Consider the following 19,909-nt stretch of genomic DNA (forward strand, 5'->3'; position numbering starts at 1 on the left):
GCCTCGACGGCGGGGCAGCCCTACACTGCGACCCCCTTTCGCATCACGTGGCGCGCCGTCCGGCCGCCGGGAGCCCCATGGCCCGCATCACCGTAGAAGACTGCCTGAAGGTCGTCGACAACCGCTTCGAGCTGGTCATGATGGCCTCCAAGCGCGCCCGCCAGCTGGCGAACGGCGTCGACGCACAGCTCGACAACGAAGCCAACGACAAGCCGACCGTGCTGGCGCTGCGCGAAATCGCCGCGCGCCGCATCGACAACGAATACATCGACGCCGTCGAGAAGGCCGAGCGCGAGCGCAAGGAGCGTGAAGCGCTCGAGTGGGCCGCCGCCGAGGTGGTCGCCGATGACGACATGTCGAAGGGCGACGACTGATCGTCGTCACTCGCATCGAGATGAACGGACCCCGCTTCGGCGGGGTTCGTCGTTTCTGCGCCTCGTCACGCTTCATGGCCCGCGCCGAAACCAGCGGCCGGTTGGGCGCGCGGGAAACGTTGCGCAGTGGGGACGCGGACGTATAGTCGGTCGTAATGAGTTCGTTCGATCGCGTCGCCAGCCCGAAGACCGTCGCGCCTCCGCCGGTATCCACCGACGAGGTGCCGGAGTACGTCCTCGAGCTCGAGCGCGCCGCGTCCTATCTCACCGACGAGCAGCGCGCACAGCTGCGCAAGGCCTGGCGGATTGGTGCCGCCGCGCATGCGGGGCAGACCCGCAAGTCCGGCGAACCGTACATCACGCATCCGGTCGCCGTGGCGAAGGTGCTGGCGGAGCAGGGGCTCGATGTCGAGACACTGATCGCCGCGATCCTGCACGACACGCTCGAGGACACCGAGCTCAGCCACGAGCAGCTGACGGAGGAATTCGGCCCGACGGTGGCGGAGCTGGTCGACGGCGTCACCAAGCTCGACAAGCTGCAGTTCCGCGATCGCCAGGAAGCCGCCGCCGAGAGCTTCCGCAAGATGCTGCTGGCGATGTCGCGCGACCTGCGCGTCATCCTGATCAAGCTCGCTGATCGTTTGCACAACATGCGCACTCTTGGGGCGCAGAACCCCGAGTCGCGCAAGCGCATTGCGCGCGAGACGCTGGAGATCTACGCGCCGATCGCGCAGCGCCTCGGCATGAACCTTTTCAAGGCCGAGCTGCAGGATCACGGTTTCCGTGCGCTGCATCCGTGGCGCCATGCCGTCATTTCCAAGCGCATCCGCACGCAGCCGGTGATGCGCCGCGAACTGCTCGCGCAGATCGAGGCGCAACTCGCCCAGAAGCTGGCCAAGGAAAAGCTCATCCACCGGCTGGTGAGCCGGGTGAAGTCGCCATGGAGCATCTACACCAAGATGCGCACGGAGCATAAGAGCTTCCGCCAGGTGATGGATGTCTTCGGCTTCCGCGTGGTGGTGCGCAATGTGGGCGACTGCTACCGCGCGCTCGGCGTGTCGCACGCGACGTACAAGCCGCTCGACTCGCGCTTCCGCGACTTCATCGCGATTCCCAAGGCGAACGGCTATCAGTCGCTGCACACCGTGCTGTTCGGGCCGTACGGCTCGCCGGTGGAAGTGCAGATCCGCACGGAAGAGATGGACCTCGTCGCCGAACGCGGCATCGCGGCGCACTGGTCGTACAAGTTCGGCGGTGACGGCTTCAACAGTGCGCAGAACCGTGCGCATCACTGGATCACGAATCTGGTCGAAAGCCAGCGGTCCGCCGGCTCGTCGCTCGAATTCCTCGAAAACGTCAAGGTCGACCTGTTCCCTGATGAGGTCTACGTCTTTACGCCGAAGGGCGACATCCTCTCGCTGCCACGCAATTCGACCGCGCTCGACTTCGCTTACGCCGTGCACACCGACATCGGCAACACATCGGTCGCGGCACGCGTCGACGGCAAGCTGGTGCCGCTGCGTACGAAGCTCGCGAGCGGTCAGCGCGTCGACATCATCACGGCGCGCTCGGCGACGCCGAAGCCGCAATGGCTGGAGTTCGTCGTCACCGGCAAGGCGCGCACGGCGATCCGCCAGCAACTCAAGCAGCTCGAGCACGAGGATGCGGTGCAGATCGGGCATCGCATGCTCGACCGCGCGCTCGAAGCGCTCGACACCTCGCTGGAGCGCGTGCCCGCCAATCGGCTCAACGCGTATCTCACCGAAAATCGTTATCCGCGCCTGGAAGCGCTGCTCGCCGACATCGCACTCGGCAATCGCATGCCGTCGCAGGTCGCACTTACGCTGGTGCGGGAGCGTGGCGCGAACCTCAAGCCGCGTGCCGAAGACCTGATCGACGGCGTGCAGGACAAGATCCTGATCACCGGCAACGAGAAGGGCGTCATCTCGTTCGCCAGCTGCTGCCTGCCGGTGCCGGGCGACGAGATCATGGGCTATCACACGGCGGGCCGCGGTATCGTCGTGCATCGCCTCGATTGCCCGAACGTTGCCGACTATCGCAAGTCGCCCGATCGGTGGGTGCCGATCGGCTGGGATCGCGAAGTGCACGGCGATTTCCACGCCGCGCTCAAGATCGAAGTCGACAACCGCCCCGGCGCGCTCGCGCAGATCGCGGCGGCGATCGCCGAGGCGAAGGCGAACATCGATCGCGTCGAATACATCGAGCGCGACGCGAACGTCGCAGTGCTGCGCTTCGGCATCGAAGTCAGCGACCGCCGCCACCTCGCGGACGTGATGCGCAAGGTGCGCAAGCTGGCCGTGGCGCTGGGCGTGCAGCGCATCTGACGTGTCGAACATTGCGCAGTTGCTGGAGCAGGCGGCAATCGAAGTCCGCCAGTGCGCGGCGTCGGCGACGCGCGTCGGGCTGGAGTCCGGCGAACTCGAACAGCTCGCCGATCGCCTGATGCAGGCCGCGAAGCTGCCGGCCGACCACGCGGCTGCGTCGCTGGCGGTGCTCGCGCGCGTGTTCGGCGATGACCGTGACGTCTGGGCATCGATATCGCCAGCGTTCGTCGCGCTGATGGATGCCGTGCGCGCAGGTGCCCAGTAGATGGATACATCGCGTGCTCGGACAGAGGGCAATCCACCGGTCGCCGCGCGCGACCCGTCCGCATGAACACGACGCTGCTGCTGCTCGGCGTGCTGCTGAGTTCCGTCGGACTCGGCTATTTCATCTACGGACGCAAGCAGGGCGCGCCCCCTCCGCTGGTCGCCGGCATCGTGCTCATGGTCGTCCCGTACTTCATTTCAAGTGCGCTGTTGCTGGTCGCGGTGGGTGTCATCGTCGCCGCGGTACCGTGGGTGATGCGCGGCTGACCCCGTCGTGCGTGCGCCGTCGCGCATGGTGCGACGCCCACGCCGACAATCGACGCCGCCGCACCGCGTACCATTCCGCGCACATCCCCACGTCACGACCGCCATGCGCCAGCCGATCCATACCGACCGTGCCCCCGCCGCCATCGGCCCGTATTCGCAGGCGGTGCGCGCCGGCGACACGGTGTTCCTGTCCGGCCAGATCCCGCTCGATCCGGCGACGGGTGAACTGGTCACTGGCGATATCGCCACCCAGGCGCGCCGCGCATTCGACAACTTGCGCGCGGTCTGTGAGGCCGCCGGTGGTTCGCTCGACGGCGTCGTGCGCCTCGGTCTCTACCTCACCGATCTCGGCGACTTCGCCGCGGTGAATGCGGTGATGGCGGAGTACTTCCAGGCGCCGTATCCGGCCCGCTCGACGATCCAGGTGTCCGGCCTGCCCAAGGGCGCGCACTTCGAGGTCGACGCCATCCTCGTCCTCGGCTGATCGATGCCCCGCGCGGCGCGACCGACGCCTGCTCTCGCGCCGGCCGGCGATGCGCCGCTGACGTCGCTGCGTGGCTGCGGGCCGGCCCTCGCGGAAAAACTCGCCTCACGCGGGCTCGCCACGCTGCAGGACCTGTGGTTGCAGTTGCCGCGTGGCTACGAGGACCGCACGAAAATCGTGCCTGTCCGTGACCTCCAAGCCGGCACCGCCGCGCAGGTCGAAGGCGTGGTCGAGGCGGTCGAGAAAGGCTTTCGCTACCGACCGATGTTGCGCGTCGCGATCTCGGACGAATCGCACGCGACGCTCGTCTTGCGCTTCTTCCATTTCCGCGCCACGCAGGTCGCGCAGTTCCAACCTGGCACGCGGCTACGTTGTTACGGCACGCCGCGCCTGGGTCCGCAGGGGCTGGAGATCGTGCATCCGAGCTATCGCGTAGTCGAAGCCGACGAAGTGCTCGGCAACGCGCTGGATCCGGTGTATCCGCAGATCGAAGGCGTTGCGCCGGCGACGCTGCGGCGCCTCATCGGGCTCGCGCTGGAGCGGCTGCCGTCGGACGATGCGCTGGAACTTCTGCCGGTGTCGTGGTGGTCGGACCTCGGCCTGCCGTCATTGCGCGAAGCACTGGTCACGGTGCACCGACCGTCGGCCGACGACGACATCGCCGCGCTGTTGTCGGGTCGCCATCCGGCGCAACGCCGGCTCGCGCTGGAAGAACTCCTTGCACATCACCTGAGCCTGCGCGGCCAGCGACGCGCGCATCGCGCACGCATCGCGCCTGCGCTCGATGAAGCGCGCGAAGCGATGCGTTTGCGCGATGCGCTGCCGTTCGCATTGACGAATGCGCAGGCGCGCGTGTTCGACGAAGTCGCCGTCGACCTCGCGCAGCCGGTGCCGATGCTCCGACTGGTGCAAGGCGACGTCGGATCCGGCAAGACGGTGGTCGCCGCGATGGCCGCATTGCTCGCCGTCGGCACCGGCAAGCAGGCCGCATTGATGGCGCCTACCGAGCTGCTCGCCGAGCAGCACCTCAACAACCTGCGCGGCTGGCTGGAGCCGCTCGGCGTGCGCGTGCAGTGGCTTGCGGGCAAGGTCACCGGCAAGGCGCGTGCAAACGTGCTGGCCGACGTCGCATCGGGCGCGGCGCAGGTCGTCGTCGGCACGCATGCGCTGATGCAGCAGGGTGTGACGTTCCGCGACCTCGCGCTCGCCATCGTCGACGAGCAGCATCGCTTCGGCGTGCACCAGCGGCTTGCACTGGTCGACAAGGGTTCGCTCGCGCACGGCACCGTGCCGCACCAGCTGGTCATGACGGCGACGCCGATCCCACGCACGCTCGCGATGGCGGCGTACGCCGATCTCGACGTGTCGACGATCGACGAATTGCCGCCGGGCCGTACGCCGGTCACGACGGTGGTGCTGGGCTCCGATCGTCGCCCCGAACTGGTCGAGCGCATCCGTCGTGCGTGCGCCGAAGGTCGGCAGGCGTACTGGGTCTGTACGTTGATCGACGAAAGCGACGAGGTCGTGGCCAAGGCCGCGCAGACGACGTTCGACGAGCTCACCGCACAGATTCCCGAGCTGCGACTCGGTCTCGTGCACGGGCGCATGCGGCCCGCCGAGAAGCAGGCGGCGATGCTCGCGTTCAAGAACGGCGAGACCGACCTGCTGGTGGCGACGACGGTGATCGAAGTCGGCGTCGACGTGCCGAACGCCTCGCTGATGATCATCGAGAACGCCGAGCGCCTCGGCCTGTCGCAGCTGCACCAGCTGCGTGGGCGAGTCGGGCGGGGCAGTGCGCAGTCGAGCTGCGTGCTGCTCTACCAGCCGCCGCTGTCGCAGATGGCGCGCGAGCGGTTGTCGACCATGCGTGAGACCAACGATGGGTTTGTCATCGCCGAACGCGATCTGGAACTGCGCGGACCGGGCGAACTGCTGGGCACGCGACAGACCGGTCTCGCCGAATTCCGTGTGGCGGACCTGCAGCGCGATGCCGACCTGCTGCCGCGCGTGCAGGCGCTCGGCGAACGCGTCGCCGAGCGTGCGCCTGATCTCGCCGCGCGGGTCGTGGCGCGTTGGGTCGGCGGTGCAGTGCGCTACGCATCCGCGTGACACGACGGCCGCCTTCTGCATAATCGGTCGATGAACGATCTGATTCCGCTTCTCATCGATACTGATCCCGGCGTGGACGACGCCCTGGCCCTGCTGATGGCCTTCAACGATCCGCGCCATCGTGTGGTCGGCCTGACCATCGCCGCGGGCAACGTGGGCCTCGAGCACACCGTTTCCAACGCGCTGAAGCTCTGCGAAGTCGCGAACGTCGACGTACCGGTGTTCGCCGGCTGCGACTCGCCTCTGCTGCATCCCGCGCGGGACGCCGCCTATGTGCACGGCCGCGACGGTTTCGGCGACACCGGCTATGCAAAGGCGACGAAGCAGGCCGAGGCCGAGCACGCGGCGCTCGCGATCCTGCGGCTCTCGCACGAGCACGCCGGTCGCCTGCTGTTGGTGGCGCTCGGACCGCTGACGAACATCGCCGTCGCGCTCAAGCTCGATCCGACGCTGCCATCGCGCATCGGGCGTTTCGTCGTGATGGGCGGCTCGGTCACCGCGCACGGCAACATCACGCCTGCGGCCGAATTCAACATCGCGTTCGATCCCGAAGCCGCACGCATCGTGTTCGAAGCCTTCCCGCACATCGACCTCGCGGACTGGGAGGCGACGATCGCCCACGGCTTCGCGCATGAGGAGATCGAGCGCTGGCTGCAGGCGGAGCATCCGAAGGCGCGCTTCTACGACGCGATCTCGAAGCAGACCCGGCTCTGGTCCAGCGATCGGCGAGGCGATCACTGGCACGCTGCGGACGCGCTGGCGATGGCCTATGCACTGGAGCCGGAGGCGGCTGCAGAACTGGTCGACCGCCCGGTCGTCATCGAGCTGGAAGGCCGCCACACCCGCGGCGCGACCGTCGTCGACTGGAACCGCCAGGACGGCGCGCCGGACAACTGCCGGATCCTGATGCGCTACGACCAGGCCCGGTTCGAGCGCCGCATGCGCGAGGCGCTGGGCGCCTGAAAGCCGTTCAGCCGACCCGGCCGTCACCTGGCTTGCACGGGCCGGGCGAGGTCTCTATACTGCGCGGCTCCCCGAATCCCTTAATGGTGCATGCCATGAAGACCGGCATCCATCCGGACTACCGCGAAGTCGTCTTCCAGGACGTCACCACGGACTTTTCGTTCCTCACCCGCTCGACGATGCCGACCAAGGAATCGATCAAGTGGGAAGACGGTAACGAGTACCCGCTGATCAAGGTCGATATCTCGTCGGCCTCGCACCCGTTCTATACGGGCAAGCACAAGATCGTGGATACCAGCGGTCGCGTGGACAAGTTCCGCAAGCGCTACGCCCAGAAGTAATCGCGTCGCGGGTCCGCCCGCACCGATGTCGCACAACGGCCGCCCTTGGGCGGCCGTTGGCGTTTCCGGTGTCCGCTGCCCGTCATCCGCCGGGGCTTTCGCGGCGGCGGCTTCACGCCATTGGACGAAGGACACAGCCTGCCGACGCAGGCGTATGTGCGATAATCCGCGGCTTGCGAATCGATCGCTAAAGAACCTTCTCCTCCGCGCGGCGACAGCGCCGCATGCCTCCCAGGAGCGCTCCGTGTCCGAGAACAAATCCGGCCTGCAGCAGGTCAGCGTGACCGCCGGCGATGCCACCGTGACCCTGCCCGTGCAGCACCCCGTTCTGGGCGCGCCGTGCATCGACATCGCCAAGCTGCCGAAGGAAACCGGCTGCTTCACCTACGACCCCGGCTTCACCGCCACCGCCAGCTGCAAGTCGGCGATCACGTACATCGACGGCGACGCCGGCGTGCTGCTGTACCGCGGCTACCCGATCGAACAACTCGCCGAGAAGTCGAACTTCCTCGAAGTCGCGTACCTGCTTATGAACGGCGAACTGCCGAACGCGCAGGAGTTCGCGTCGTTCGAGCACGAGGTCACGCATCACACGATGATGCACGAGGCCTTCCGCACGTTCCTCTACGGCTTCCGCCACGACGCGCATCCGATGGCGATGCTGGTCGGCATGCTCGGCTCGATGGCGAGCTTCTATCACAACGATCTCGACCTCGAGGATCCGGCGCAGCGCCGCCTCGCCGCGATTCGCCTGATCGCGAAGGTGCCGACGATCGCCGCCGCCTGCCATCGCTATTCGATCGGCTGGCCGATCCGTTACCCCAAGAATTCGCTCGAGTACACCACGCGCTTCCTGCACATGATGAAGGAAGTGCCGGCCGAGCCGCTCGAGCTCAGCCCCGTCGCCGCGAAGGCGCTGGACCTGCTCTTCATCCTGCACGCCGACCACGAGCAGAACGCCTCGACGTCGACGGTACGCCTGGTCGGTTCGACTGGCGCCAACCCGTACGTCTGCGTCGCCTCCGGCGTCGCAGCGCTGTGGGGACCGGCGCACGGTGGTGCGAACGAGGCGGTGCTCAAGATGCTCGCCGAGATCGGTCGCCCCGAGAACGTGAGCAGCGCGGTCGACAAGGCCAAGGACAAGAACTCGGGCTTCCGCCTGATGGGCTTCGGCCACCGCGTCTACAAGAATTACGACCCGCGCGCCGCACTGGTGCGCAAGATGACGCACGACGTGCTCGGCGAGCTGGGCGTCAACGACCCGCTGCTCGAAGTCGCGATGAAGCTCGAAGAGGCTGCGCTGAAGGACGAGTACTTCGTGCAGCGCAAGCTCTACCCGAACGTCGACTTCTACTCGGGCATCATCTACAAGGCGCTGGGCATTCCGGTCGAGATGTTCACCGTGATGTTCGCGATCGCGCGCACCGCGGGCTGGGTCAGCCACTGGCTGGAGCAGCAGGAAGATCCAGAGAACAAGATCGGTCGTCCGCGCCAGATCTACACCGGCGCCGCGCAGCGCGATTATGTGGACGCATCGAAGCGCTGATGCCACGCGAAGTTGTTGCGAGACCTCGAAGCCGCGGCATGTCCGCGGCTTCGTCGTTTTGGGACGTCAGCCGACCGCGTAGCGACGACCTGTTGCCGCATCGTGCCGCGACACGCTGAGGAAAGTGCCAGCGGACGGTGCGACGTTAACGATGCCGGTCACGGGCAGCGCTTCGTACGCGCATGATCAGAGCGCGCGCCTACTCCAGCCCGCGCTCGAAATCCTCGATCTCCGCTTCCGCGACGATCTCCCGCAGCTGCGCGAGATTCGCGCGCCGCATCGGCTTCTCGTTGACTGGCGACAGCGGCGCCTGCCGCAGCACATCGTGCGGGAGCACCGTCACGTCGAAGGCGAGGCCTTCGGCGCTGAACACCCACACCGGAAAATCGCCGTCGCGGTGACGATCCAGGCGCAGGCGGCGATTGCGCGACTGCGCGGGCACGTCGTGTTCGACGAGGAAGCGATGCACCGCTTCGGCGTCGTCCGCATGCAGGTGGAGCATCACGGGCGAACGTGCGTCCGACGTGCCTTCGAGAACTGGCCCGACCAGGCGCGGATCGAACGCACGGAAGAAGCGGAGCGCTTCGAGTGCGGCTTCGCGACGCCGACGCAGCTCACCGATGCTGTCGCGCCCGAACAGGCGCTGGTACTGACGCAGCGCCGCCTCGATCTCGGTGTTGCGCGGCAGCGACGCGTCGTCATGGATGCCGAGGCGTTCGGCGGCCTTGCGCTTGGCCTGGTGGTAGTCGGCGATGCCGCTCTCGGCCATGAGGCGCGCAGCTTCGCCGGCGAGGCGTTCGCGACGTTCGCGGAGGCGGGACTGCGCGTGCTGGTGGGCGTGCTGACGGGCAGGGCGCATGGCGAGGCTCCGTGGCAAGCGAGGCGAACAGTCCGCCGCCGGCACGCGCCGGCACCTGCACGCTAGCACGCCCATGTCGACGCCCGTTGTCGCGGCGTCGACATCCGTTCAGACCATCAGAAGATGTCGAACGACTCTTCGGAGTTCGTGTCCTGATGGTCCGGCGTCGGCCCGTAATCGATGTCGTTCTGCATGCGCTCGAGGTCTTCGGCCTTCACCCATTCGGTGATGCCGCCCGTTGCACCCGGCAGAAGGCGGCCGCCCGGCCCGACCGCGACCTTGACCATGCCCTCCGGCGGATCGTTCGGCTGGATCGGCTGGTCCTTGAGCGCGACGCGCATGTAGTCGATCCAGATCGGCAGCGCGGCGCGACCGCCGTACTCCCGGTAGCCCAGCGACTTGAAGTCGTCGCGACCGACCCAGACCGTGGTGATGTACGGGCCGCCGAAGCCGGAGAACCAGGCATCGCGATGGTCGTTCGTCGAGCCCGTCTTGCCACCGACGTCCTCGCGGTTGAGCACGCGCGCCGGCGTACCGGTACCGCGCAGCACGACGTCGCGCAGGATGGAAACGATCTGGTAGCCGATGCGTTCGTCGATCGCGCGCGGCGCCAGCGCCATGCCGGTGGTGTCGACCTTCTTCGACTTCGATGCGTCAGCGGTCGAGGCGGGCTTCGCGTTGGCATCCGTGGGCGCAGGCGCGCCGGGCGTCGGGCCGAGGTTGAAGCCGTCGACCACCGCGTTGGGCGCCTGCACGGTCGGAGTGCCGCCCGCGTTCGCGATGACCGTGCAGCCGTGGCAACCGGTGAGCGGCTTCTCCTTGAAGATCACCGCGCCGTTGCGATCCTTCACCGTGTCGATGAACCACGGCGTGATGCGGTAGCCGCCGTTGTAGAACGCCGCGTAGCCACGCGCGACCGACAGCGGCGTCAGCGACGCGGTACCCAGCGACATCGACAGGTTCGGCGGCAGCGAGGCTTCGTCGAAACCGTAGTGGCTGATGTACTTGCGTGCGTAATCAACGCCGATCGCGTCGAGCAGGCGCACGGACACCAGGTTGCGCGACTGCACCATCGCCTCGCGAAGCCGCATCGGGCCGGCGAAGTTGCCGGTGTCGTTCTGCGGGCGCCACAGGTGGCCGACACGATCCTTGAACACGACGGGCGCGTCGAGAACGATCGAGGCCGGATTGAAGCCGCGCTCGAACGCCGCCGAATACACGAACGGCTTGAAGCTCGAGCCGGGCTGGCGCTTGGCCTGCACCGCGCGGTTGAACTTGTTGCCGGCGAAGCTGTAGCCACCGGTCAGCGCACGCAGCGCGCCGTTCATGGCGTCGATGGAGACGAGCGCGGCCTGCGCCCTGGGCAACTGGTCGAGGCGGTACGCCACCGGCGCGGCGGGGTCGGCCGGCTTGGTCGCATCGGCAGGCTTGACCCGGCTCACGCGCACCATGTCGCCGCGCTTGAGCGTCGCGTAGCTGGCGTTTTCCCAGGTATGCGCGGCGTCGAGCGTGATCGTGCGGCCGTCGGCGAGCGCAACGTCGGCGCTGCCCGCCCGCGCGGCGAGCACGACGGCGGGCAACAGGTCACCCTGCGCCGGGAATGCCGCCAGGTGGCGGGCCGCGGCCTTGGCGTCTTCGGCGTCGGTCAGGTCGAAATGGCGTTCCGCACCGCGCCAGCCGTGGCGGCGGTCGTAGGTATGCAGCCCTTCGCGCACGGCGGCGTCCGCGGCGGCCTGCAGCGTCGGATCGATGGTCGTGTAGACGTGGTAGCCCTTGGTCAGTGCCTCGGGGCCGTACCGCGTGAGCATTTCCTGACGGACCATCTCGGCCACGTACGGTGCATAGACCTCGACCGGGCGTTCGTGCGGCGTGGCGTGCATCGGCACGGCCTTGGCCTCGGCGGCCTGGCTCGGGCTGATGAACTTCAGTTCCGCCATGCGATCGAGGATGTAGTCTCGACGCACCTTCGCGCGGGCCGTGTTGCTGATCGGGTTGGCCGCGGACGGGAACTTCGGAATGCCGGCAAGCGAGGCCATCTCGTCCAGCGACAGCTTGTCGAGCGGCTTGCCGTAGTAGTACTCGGCCGCGGCGGCGACGCCGTAGGCGCGGTTACCGAAGAAGCTGACGTTGAGGTAGAGCTCGAAGATCTCGTCCTTGCTGAGCTCGCGCTCCATGCGCATGGCCAGCAGCATTTCCGCGAGCTTGCGGGTGTAGCTGTATTCGTTGCTCAGGAAGAACTGGCGGGCGACCTGCTGGGTGATGGTCGAGCCGCCGGGGACGCGCTTGTCGTGAGTCGTCGCCAGCAGCCAGACGGCGCGCAGCACGCCGGTCAGGTCGACGCCGTGGTGCTCGTAGAAGCGCGAGTCCTCGATGGCGATGAACGCCTTCTTCTGCAGGTCGGGGACCTTCTCGATGTCGACCGGGTAGCGGCGGGTCTCGCCAAACAGGGCCATCAGGCGCCCGTCCTTGGCGTAGACGTACATCGGCTCCTGCAGCTGCACGTCGCGCAGGGTCTCCACGTCAGGCAGCTTCGGCGCGATCACAGCGTAGAGCGCGCCGGCGGCGATCAGGCCGAGAACCAGCAGGCCGGCGCTGGCGAAGAGCGCCCAGCGGAGGAGGCGTCGGATACGGGGCATCGGGGGAACGTCGCGTAAAGAAATCGATAAGCCGAGTATAGGGGACGCCCTGCGAAGCCGTGCCCGGCACGGCGTCGGAAATCCGGCAAGTCCCCGTCCCAACCGTTCATCCAGCCGGTGACGGGTTTTTGTCGGGGACATCACGAATCGTGATGACCCGGTTGCCACACGGTGAAAAGTCCGTTATCTAGGCAGTGCCGCGAGGAAGTGCGTCTAAATCGCCAGCGGCAGGGGAGATTCGATAGTGGGCGTGATCACGAAGAGCCAGCCGGCCTTGGTTGGCGTGGATATCAGCTCGACCGCCGTCAAGCTGTTGCAGCTCACCCGAGCCGGCAACCGCTACCGCGTCGAGCACTATGCGGTGGAACCGCTGCCGCCCAATGCCGTGGTGGAGAAGAACATCGTCGAGGTCGAGGCGGTGGGCGAAGCCATCAAGCGCGCCGTGGCCCGGTCGGGTACGCGCGCCAAGGGGGCTGCCGCGGCAGTCGCCGGGTCGGCGGTCATCACCAAGGTCATTCCGATGCCGTCCGATCTGGACGGTGACGAGCTCGAGGCCCAGGTCGAACTGGAAGCGGCGAACTACGTGCCGTATCCGATCGACGAAGTGAACCTCGACTTCGAAGTCCTCGGCCCGATGCCCAACACGCCGGACACGCTCCAGGTGCTGCTGGCGGCGTCGCGCTCGGAGAACGTCGAGATCCGCGCCTCGGCGCTGGAACTCGGTGGCCTGACGGCGCGGGTCATGGACGTCGAGAGCTTCGCGATCGAGAACGCCTTCGCGCTCCTCTCCGAGCAGCTGAAGACGCCGCGCGACGGTCTCGTCGCCCTCGTCGACTCCGGCGCCACCATGACCACGCTGTACGTGCTGCGGAATGGCCGCACGATCTACAGCCGCGAGCAGGTCTTCGGCGGCAAGCAGCTCACCGACGAGGTGATGCGCCGTTATGGCCTCTCGTACGAGGAAGCCGGCCAGGCCAAGCGCCAGGGCGGCCTCCCCGAGGGCTACCAGACGGAAGTGCTGGAGCCTTTCAAGGAGGCGATGGTCCAGCAGATCAGCCGCCTGCTGCAGTTCTTCTACGCGGGCAGCGAATTCAATCGCGTCGACCAGCTCGTCATCGCCGGCGGTGGCGCCTCGATCTCCGGCATCGACCGGATGCTCGAGGACCAGATCGGCGTGCCGACGATGGTCGCCAACCCGCTCGCGAACATGACGCTGGGGCCGCGCGTGCAGCCGCACGCCCTCGCGCAGGACGCGCCCTCGCTCATGATCGCCTGCGGGCTCGCGCTGAGGAGCTTCGACTGATGGCACGCATCAATCTCCTCCCGTGGCGTGCCGAGCGCCGCAAGCAGCGCCAGAAGGAATTCGGCGTGATGCTGGGCGTGACCGCCGTCGGTGCGCTGGTGCTCGCGATGGGCATCAACATGTACTTCAGCAACCAGATCGACGGTCAGAACGCACGCAACGCGTACGTCCAGCAACAGATCGACGACGTCGACAAGCAGATCACCGAGATCGCCGAGCTCAACAAGACGAAGGCGCGTCTGCTGGCCCGTAAGGAAGTGATCGAGAAGCTGCAGGCCAGCCGCTCGCAGATGGTCCATCTGTTCGACTCGCTGGTCCGCACGATTCCGGACGGCGTCGTGCTCACCTCGATCAAGCAGGATGACCAGTCGCTGACGCTCGAAGGTCGTTCGCAGTCGAATGCGCGCGTCTCGACCTACATGCGCAACCTCGAGGGCTCGGGCTGGATGACGGACCCGCAGCTCTCGGTCATCGAGGCCAAGGGTGAGGACAAGGGGCTGCCGTACCAGTTCAGCCTGAGCGTGAAGCTCGCCGACCCGAACGCGCCGCGTGACACCGATGGCGATGGCGTTCCGGATGCGGAGCCGGCGGCTGCGCCTGCGGCGAATGCCCCGGCGACGGGTCCTGCGCCTGCCGCAGCTCCGGCCACGCCGGCCCCGGCACCTGCTGCCGCGTCGACCACTCCGGGAGGCAAGTCGTGAGCCGGAAAATGGATCTCAAGAGCCTCGACTTCAACAACATCGGCTCGTGGCCTCGCCAGGCGAAGATGATCTTCTGCACGGTGATCGGCGTGCTGATCGTCGCGTTGGCCTGGTTCCTCTTCATCAGCGACAAGCGCGATGAGCTGACGAACCTCGAGCACACCGAGGCCGATCTCCGCCAGACGTACGAGAAGAAGCAGGGCGAAGCCGCGAATCTGGGCGCGCTGAAGCAACAGCTCGTGCAGATGGAGGCGCAGCTTCAGCAGATGCTCCGCCAGCTGCCGAGCAAGAACGAGATGCCCGACCTCATCGTCGACATCTCGCAGACCGCGCTCGCGACGGGCATCACCAACGAACTGTTCCAGCCGGGTGACGAACAGCCGAAGGACTTCTATGCCGAGAAGCCGATCGCGCTCCGCATGGTAGGCACCTATCACCAGTTCGGTGCCTTCATGAGCGGTGTCGCATCGCTGCCGCGCGTGGTCATCATGACCATGCACGACATCTCGCTGAAGCCGAAAAACGCGCAGGCCGGCAATGGCGAAGTCGGGAGCAACGGTCTGCTCGAGCTGTCCGGCACGGTCAAGACCTACCGCTACCTCGACGAGGAAGAGGTGGCCAAGCAGGCCGCAGCGGCACCGGCCGCGGGACAGCCGCCGGCCAACGGCGCGAAGGGAGGCTGACATGCAGACGATGCGATCCTTGATCGTCCGGAGTGCCGTGCTCGTCGTCGCACTCGCGGGCTGCGCGCGCGGCGTGACCAGCACGCCGGGTGACGCGCCGAATCTCGAAAACTGGGTGGCCCAAGTGAAGGCGCGTCCCGCGCCCCCGCTGGACCCGCTCCCGGTGATGCAGCAATTCGAAACGTTCGAGTACGCCGCGCAGTCGCTGCGTGATCCGTTCAGCCGGGCCTTCACCGACGAAGGCAACGGCAACGGACCGCGCCCGGACTCGGCGCGTCGCAAGCAACCGCTCGAAGCCTTCCCGCTCGACAGCCTCGACATGGTCGGTTCGCTGGGCAAGGGAGGCGGTCTGACCGCGCTGGTGATGGCACCCGACAAGGTGACCTATCGCATCCGGCCGGGCGATTACATGGGGCAGTCCGACGGCCGCGTCACCGGCGTGTTCGAGGACCGCATCGAGCTGGTGGAACTGGTGCCTGACGGGGCGGGTGGCTGGCTGGAACGTCCGGCCACGCTGTCACTCGACGACAACAAGTGATGTTGAGGGGATGAGGATCATGACTTCTAACAATGCCCAATCCGCAAGGACGGCCCGTCCCCTGATCGGGGCCCGGCTCGCGGGACTCGCCCTCGGCATGCTCGCCGCGCTCGGCAGCGTCCAGGCCGCACCTCCGGCGCCCGCGGCGCCGGTGGCTCCGGCTCCGAGCCTCGATCCGGCCAAGCAGTTGCCGGGTACGGTCTCGGTCGCGGACATCGACTTCAAGCGCAGCGAAGACGGCTCCGGTCGTCTCGTGGTGCACTTCAGCGGCGAAGGCGCAACGCCCGATCTGCGCAAGACCGGTTCCAATGTCATTGTCGACATCGGCAACGCGCAGCTGCCCGCCAACCTGCGCAAGACGCTGGACGTGAGCGACTTCGCCACGCCGGTCACGCGCATCGATCCTCGCAACAGTGGCGCCGGTACCCAGCTGGTGCTGGACACCAGCGGATCGTTTGATTCGATGGCGTACCAGACGGGTCGCGACTACATCGTGGAGATTTCGCCGAAGTCGGCCACGAGTTCGCGCGCTGTCGGCGGCACGGCGGACGTCAAGGCCGCGGCGGCGCAGATTTCGGCTGCCAATGCCTCCGCGCGCTATTCCGGCAAGCCGGTCACGTTCAACTTCCAGGACGTGCCGGTTCGCACCGTCCTGCAGCTGATCGCGGAAGAGTCGGGTCTCAACATCGTCGCGGCCGACACCGTGCAGGGCAACGTCACCCTTCGCCTCATCAACGTGCCGTGGGACCAGGCGCTCGACATCGTTCTGCAGGCCAAGGGTCTGGACAAGCGTCGCAATGGCAACGTCGTCTGGATCGCGCCGCAGGCCGAGATCGCCAAGTACGAACAGGACCGCGAAGACGCTCGTATCGCGATCGACAACCGCACCGACCTCGTCACCGAGTATGTGCAGATCAACTACCACAACGCCGATGCCATCTTTAAGGCACTGACAGAAGCCAAGGGCATTCAGAGCGGCGGGCAAGGCTCAGGCGCTGGTAGCTCGCAGACCGGCGATACCGGCTTCCTGTCGTCTCGCGGCCGCTTGGTCGCGGATGAGCGCACCAATACGCTCATGATCAGCGACATCCCGAAGAAGGTTGCGGCGATGAAGGAGCTGATCCGCGTGATCGACCGTCCGGTCGATCAGGTGGTCATCGAGGCCCGCGTTGTTATCGCGACGGATACATTCTCCCGCGAGTTGGGCGCGAAATTCGGTATCAGTGGTGCATCCGGCAAGACTGGAGATCGCAGTTCGCTTGGTTTCGGCGGTTCGGCGGAAGCGTCTTCCGAGAATGCGAAGTCGCGCTACAACACGCTCGGCACGAGCGAGGCCCGGACGATCACGCGCACGCTCATGACGAATCTCCCGGTGAGCAACCCCGCGGGTGCGATCGGTCTGTCGATCCTCAATGCCGGTTATCTGCTCGACGCCGAGTTGTCGGCACTCCAGACGGAAGGGCGAGGGGAGGTCATTTCCAACCCGCGCGTCGTCACAAGCAACCAGCGCGAAGCCGTCATTACGCAGGGTAAAGAAGTGGGATACGTAACTCTGACGCCCGCTGCCGTCGGCGCGGTTCCCACGCCGAACGTCCAGTTCAAGGACGTGGTGCTGCAGATGCGCGTCACCCCGACGATCACGAATGACGGGCGCGTCTTCCTCAACATGGCGGTCAAGAAGGACGAGGTCGAAGGCTTCATCGACACCTCGATCGGCCAGGTGCCGCAGATCAGCAAGCGCGAAGTCAACACCGCGGTGCTGGTCGAAGACGGTCAGACCGTTGTGATCGGCGGCGTCTACGAGTTCACCGACCGCAAGGACCTCACCAAAGTGCCGTTCCTCGCCGACATCCCGTGGCTGGGCAACCTGTTTAAGAAGAACGGTCGCACCAAGGACAAGGCCGAGCTGCTGATCTTCGTGACGCCGAAGGTGCTGCACGTCGCCCAGCGCTGAGCATCGCGCGACTATGTTCAACGGACGGGGCCCTTGCGGCCCCGTTTCCGTTTAGGGCGTCCGGTTCGACGTGAAGATGCCGTTGGAACTCCGGACGCTTGAACCGGTCAGAATGCCGGCATGAACGCGCAGGAACACTCCATGGATCCGGCTCCGGACGCTGAGCGTCTGCATCGTCTTCTCACCGGGCTGCGCGAGTCGCTGCAGGCCGAGATCGTCGGCCAGGCGACGCTGGTGGAACGATTGCTGGTCGCGCTGCTCGCCGACGGACATCTTCTCGTCGAAGGCGCCCCGGGCCTCGCCAAGACCAGCGCGATCCGCGCGCTCGCCGCGCGACTGCATGCCGACTTTGCCCGCGTGCAGTTCACGCCCGATCTGCTGCCCGCCGACCTCACTGGTACCGAGGTCTGGCGTCCGCAGGACGGGCGTTTCGAATTCCAGGCCGGTCCGATCTTCCACCACCTCCTGCTCGCGGACGAAATCAATCGCGCGCCGGCGAAGGTGCAGTCCGCGCTGCTCGAGGCGATGGGCGAGCGGCAGGTCACGGTGGGTCGCGCAACGTATGCGCTGCCGCCGCTGTTCCTCGTCATGGCGACGCAGAACCCGATCGAACAGGAAGGCACCTTCCCGCTGCCGGAGGCGCAGCTCGACCGCTTCCTCATGCACGTTCGCATCGGCTATCCCGATGCCGAGGTCGAAACGGAGATCCTTCGACTCGCGCGTGAGCGCGCGCGCGACGGACTTGCCGCGACGGCGCCGTCGCCGAGCGCGGCCATTGAACGCCTGTCGGTCGATGATGTCTTCGCCGCACGTCGCCACGTGCTGTCGTTGCACGTGGCGCCCGCGGTCGAGCGCTACCTCATCGAACTCGTGCTGGCTTCCCGTGATGCGCAGCGTTATGACGCCGCGCTCGCGCGACGCATCGCCTGGGGCGCGAGCCCGCGCGGTTCGATCGCGCTCGAGCGCTGCGCTCGCGCACATGCCTGGCTCGCAGGCCGCGACTACGTGACGCCCGACGACGTGCGCAGCGTCGCGCCCGACGTCCTGCGCCATCGCGTGTTGCCGAGTTTCGAGGCGACGGCCGAGGGCTGGGACGGTGGCCGCCTCGTCGGCGAATTGCTGGCGCGGGTGCCGCTGCCCTGACCGCGCCGCCATGCGCACCGATTCCACCATCACAGTTGCCGACGGCGTCACGCCCACCATCGCGGAACTGGTCGCGCTGCGCGGCATCGCATCGAGTCCGCGCCATCTGCGTCGCGTGCGGACCGCGCACGCCGGCCTCGCGAATTCGCCGATGCGCGGCCGCGGCATGGAGTACGCGGAGTCGCGCGAGTACACCGTCGGCGACGACGCACGCCACGTCGACTGGCGGCTGACGGCGCGCACCGGTCGCGCGCATACGAAGGTTTTCCACGCCGAGCGCGAGCGGCTCACATTGCTCGTCGCCGATACCAATCCCGCGCTCTATTTCGGCACGCGTGTCCGGTTCAAATCCGTGCAGGCGGCGCGCGCGGGCGCCGTGATCGCGTGGAATGCGGTGGGCGAGGGCGATCGTGTCGCCGTCGTGCGCGCAAGCCCGCGCGAGGCGCCGGTCTCGCCCGCGGGCGGCCCGCGCGGTGCATTGCGCGCGATCGACGCACTCTCGCGCTGGTATTCGCAGCGCCCGGACGACGACCTCGGCCTGCCGGCGGCACTCGAACGCGCGCAACGCCTGCTTCGTCCCGGTGCGCGGGTTGTCGTGCTCGCCGATCCCGCCAGTCTCGAGGCCGTGCCGCTGCATCGGTGGAGCGCGCTTGCCCGCCACCACGACGCCGCCATCGTGCTGCTCAACGATCCGATCGAGACGATGCCGCCGCAGATGCGGCTGCCATTTTCCACCGGTGATGCGCGCATCGAAGTGGCGCTCGACGACCGCGTCGTGCGCGAGCGCTGGCTGGCCCGCTTCGCCGCGCCGTTGCAGCGTGCGACGGAAGCGCTGCCCGGCCGCGGCGTGCGGGTGATGGCGCTGTCGACCACCGATCCCTCCGATGCGTGCCTCGCACTGCTGCGCGGCCGCGTTGCGCAGGTGGCCTGATGGCGGACGGGCTGATCCTGCGCGATGTGCATCGGCCACCGGCGCCGTCGCTGTGGCCGCTCGCACCCGGTTGGTGGATGGTGCTGGCGGCGGTGATCATCCTCGTCGCGGCCGTCGTGTGGTTCCATCGCGCACGCGCGCGCCGTCGCGAGATCGCCCTCGCCTTGTTCGATGCGGAACTCGCCGACGCATCGTCGCCGACGACGCGTCTCGCACGAAGCTCGGAGTTGCTCCGTCGCGCATCGCGGCGTGTGCGCGCCGATGCGGATCGCCTCGAAGGCGATGACTGGCTGCGTCTTCTGGAGACGCCGAAGCTTCGCTTTGTAGACGGGCCCGGACGATTGCTGCTCGACGGTGCGTTCCGTCCGAGCGTCGATGCGCGCAGCGCGGATGCGGCCGTCGATCTGGCACGTGCGCGGTTCGTCGAGCTGATGGGGCGTCGCGCGTGATCGGTGTGCGCGAAGCCTT

Annotated in this window: 19 protein-coding genes; 17 read left to right on the forward strand and 2 right to left on the reverse strand. The window is 67.2% G+C overall.

Features of this window, described 5'->3' with window-relative positions; genetic code table 11:
* Nucleotides 1–77 precede the first annotated feature (77 nt).
* From rpoZ to DWG18_RS01740, 9 genes are all read left to right on the forward strand, one after another.
* Nucleotides 78–374 (forward strand): DNA-directed RNA polymerase subunit omega, encoded by a 297-nt coding sequence (gene rpoZ / locus DWG18_RS01700; protein ID WP_115644820.1) that lies wholly within the window; start codon nt 78–80, stop codon nt 372–374.
* A 155-nt stretch (nt 375–529) separates the two neighbouring features.
* Complete coding sequence (locus tag DWG18_RS01705) at nt 530–2,719, forward strand: bifunctional (p)ppGpp synthetase/guanosine-3',5'-bis(diphosphate) 3'-pyrophosphohydrolase (protein WP_115644822.1); 2,190 nt, start codon at nt 530–532, stop codon at nt 2,717–2,719.
* Between the two features lies 1 nt (nt 2,720).
* Complete coding sequence (locus DWG18_RS01710; protein WP_115644824.1) at nt 2,721–2,984, forward strand: hypothetical protein; 264 nt, start codon at nt 2,721–2,723, stop codon at nt 2,982–2,984.
* A 62-nt stretch (nt 2,985–3,046) separates the two neighbouring features.
* Nucleotides 3,047–3,250: an amino acid transport protein gene (locus DWG18_RS01715; protein ID WP_115644826.1), complete on the forward strand. Its 204-nt coding sequence runs from the start codon at nt 3,047–3,049 to the stop codon at nt 3,248–3,250.
* A gap of 103 nt (nt 3,251–3,353) precedes the next feature.
* Nucleotides 3,354–3,734 (forward strand): RidA family protein, encoded by a 381-nt coding sequence (locus tag DWG18_RS01720; RefSeq protein ID WP_115644828.1) that lies wholly within the window; start codon nt 3,354–3,356, stop codon nt 3,732–3,734.
* A 3-nt stretch (nt 3,735–3,737) separates the two neighbouring features.
* Nucleotides 3,738–5,843 (forward strand): ATP-dependent DNA helicase RecG, encoded by a 2,106-nt coding sequence (gene recG, locus DWG18_RS01725; RefSeq protein ID WP_115644830.1) that lies wholly within the window; start codon nt 3,738–3,740, stop codon nt 5,841–5,843.
* Nucleotides 5,844–5,873: 30 nt separating this feature from the next.
* Complete coding sequence (locus tag DWG18_RS01730) at nt 5,874–6,806, forward strand: nucleoside hydrolase (RefSeq protein WP_115644832.1); 933 nt, start codon at nt 5,874–5,876, stop codon at nt 6,804–6,806.
* A gap of 95 nt (nt 6,807–6,901) precedes the next feature.
* Nucleotides 6,902–7,147, forward strand: a complete 246-nt coding sequence (locus tag DWG18_RS01735) for a type B 50S ribosomal protein L31 (protein ID WP_115647980.1) — start codon at nt 6,902–6,904, stop codon at nt 7,145–7,147.
* Nucleotides 7,148–7,391: 244 nt separating this feature from the next.
* Nucleotides 7,392–8,693, forward strand: coding sequence for a citrate synthase (locus DWG18_RS01740; protein ID WP_240318567.1), 1,302 nt, complete (start codon nt 7,392–7,394; stop codon nt 8,691–8,693).
* 199 nt (nt 8,694–8,892) lie between these two features.
* Here the strand turns inward: DWG18_RS01740 and DWG18_RS01745 are convergent, their stop codons facing one another.
* Together DWG18_RS01745 and DWG18_RS01750 are read right to left on the reverse strand one after the other, a co-directional pair.
* Nucleotides 8,893–9,552: a hypothetical protein gene (locus tag DWG18_RS01745; RefSeq protein ID WP_115644836.1), complete on the reverse strand. Its 660-nt coding sequence runs from the start codon at nt 9,550–9,552 to the stop codon at nt 8,893–8,895.
* A 116-nt stretch (nt 9,553–9,668) separates the two neighbouring features.
* Nucleotides 9,669–12,188 (reverse strand): penicillin-binding protein 1A, encoded by a 2,520-nt coding sequence (locus DWG18_RS01750; RefSeq protein WP_115644838.1) that lies wholly within the window; start codon nt 12,186–12,188, stop codon nt 9,669–9,671.
* A 244-nt stretch (nt 12,189–12,432) separates the two neighbouring features.
* Between DWG18_RS01750 and DWG18_RS01755 the strand changes: the two genes are divergently transcribed.
* The 8 genes from DWG18_RS01755 (at nt 12,433) to DWG18_RS01790 (ending at nt 19,890) form a co-directional block, all read left to right on the forward strand.
* On the forward strand, nt 12,433–13,491 hold the full coding sequence (locus tag DWG18_RS01755; protein ID WP_115644840.1) for a pilus assembly protein PilM: 1,059 nt from the start codon (nt 12,433–12,435) through the stop codon (nt 13,489–13,491).
* Nucleotides 13,491–14,192, forward strand: coding sequence for a PilN domain-containing protein (locus tag DWG18_RS01760; RefSeq protein ID WP_115644842.1), 702 nt, complete (start codon nt 13,491–13,493; stop codon nt 14,190–14,192). The genes DWG18_RS01755 and DWG18_RS01760 overlap by 1 nt, the downstream gene beginning before the upstream one ends.
* Nucleotides 14,189–14,875: a type 4a pilus biogenesis protein PilO gene (gene pilO, locus DWG18_RS01765; protein WP_115644844.1), complete on the forward strand. Its 687-nt coding sequence runs from the start codon at nt 14,189–14,191 to the stop codon at nt 14,873–14,875. Before DWG18_RS01760 ends, pilO begins: the two co-directional genes overlap by 4 nt.
* Before the next feature lies 1 nt (nt 14,876).
* Nucleotides 14,877–15,413, forward strand: a complete 537-nt coding sequence (locus DWG18_RS01770) for a pilus assembly protein PilP (RefSeq protein WP_115644846.1) — start codon at nt 14,877–14,879, stop codon at nt 15,411–15,413.
* A 19-nt stretch (nt 15,414–15,432) separates the two neighbouring features.
* Nucleotides 15,433–17,367, forward strand: a complete 1,935-nt coding sequence (locus DWG18_RS01775; RefSeq protein ID WP_240318568.1) for a type IV pilus secretin PilQ family protein — start codon at nt 15,433–15,435, stop codon at nt 17,365–17,367.
* A gap of 141 nt (nt 17,368–17,508) precedes the next feature.
* Nucleotides 17,509–18,510 (forward strand): MoxR family ATPase, encoded by a 1,002-nt coding sequence (locus DWG18_RS01780; protein ID WP_240318569.1) that lies wholly within the window; start codon nt 17,509–17,511, stop codon nt 18,508–18,510.
* A gap of 10 nt (nt 18,511–18,520) precedes the next feature.
* On the forward strand, nt 18,521–19,441 hold the full coding sequence (locus DWG18_RS01785) for a DUF58 domain-containing protein (RefSeq protein ID WP_115644852.1): 921 nt from the start codon (nt 18,521–18,523) through the stop codon (nt 19,439–19,441).
* Nucleotides 19,441–19,890 (forward strand): DUF4381 domain-containing protein, encoded by a 450-nt coding sequence (locus DWG18_RS01790; protein WP_115644854.1) that lies wholly within the window; start codon nt 19,441–19,443, stop codon nt 19,888–19,890. Before DWG18_RS01785 ends, DWG18_RS01790 begins: the two co-directional genes overlap by 1 nt.
* The last annotated feature ends 19 nt before the right edge of the window (nt 19,891–19,909 follow it).

The sequence above is a fragment of the Lysobacter sp. TY2-98 genome (genome assembly GCF_003367355.1).
Taxonomy (GTDB): domain Bacteria; phylum Pseudomonadota; class Gammaproteobacteria; order Xanthomonadales; family Xanthomonadaceae; genus Cognatilysobacter.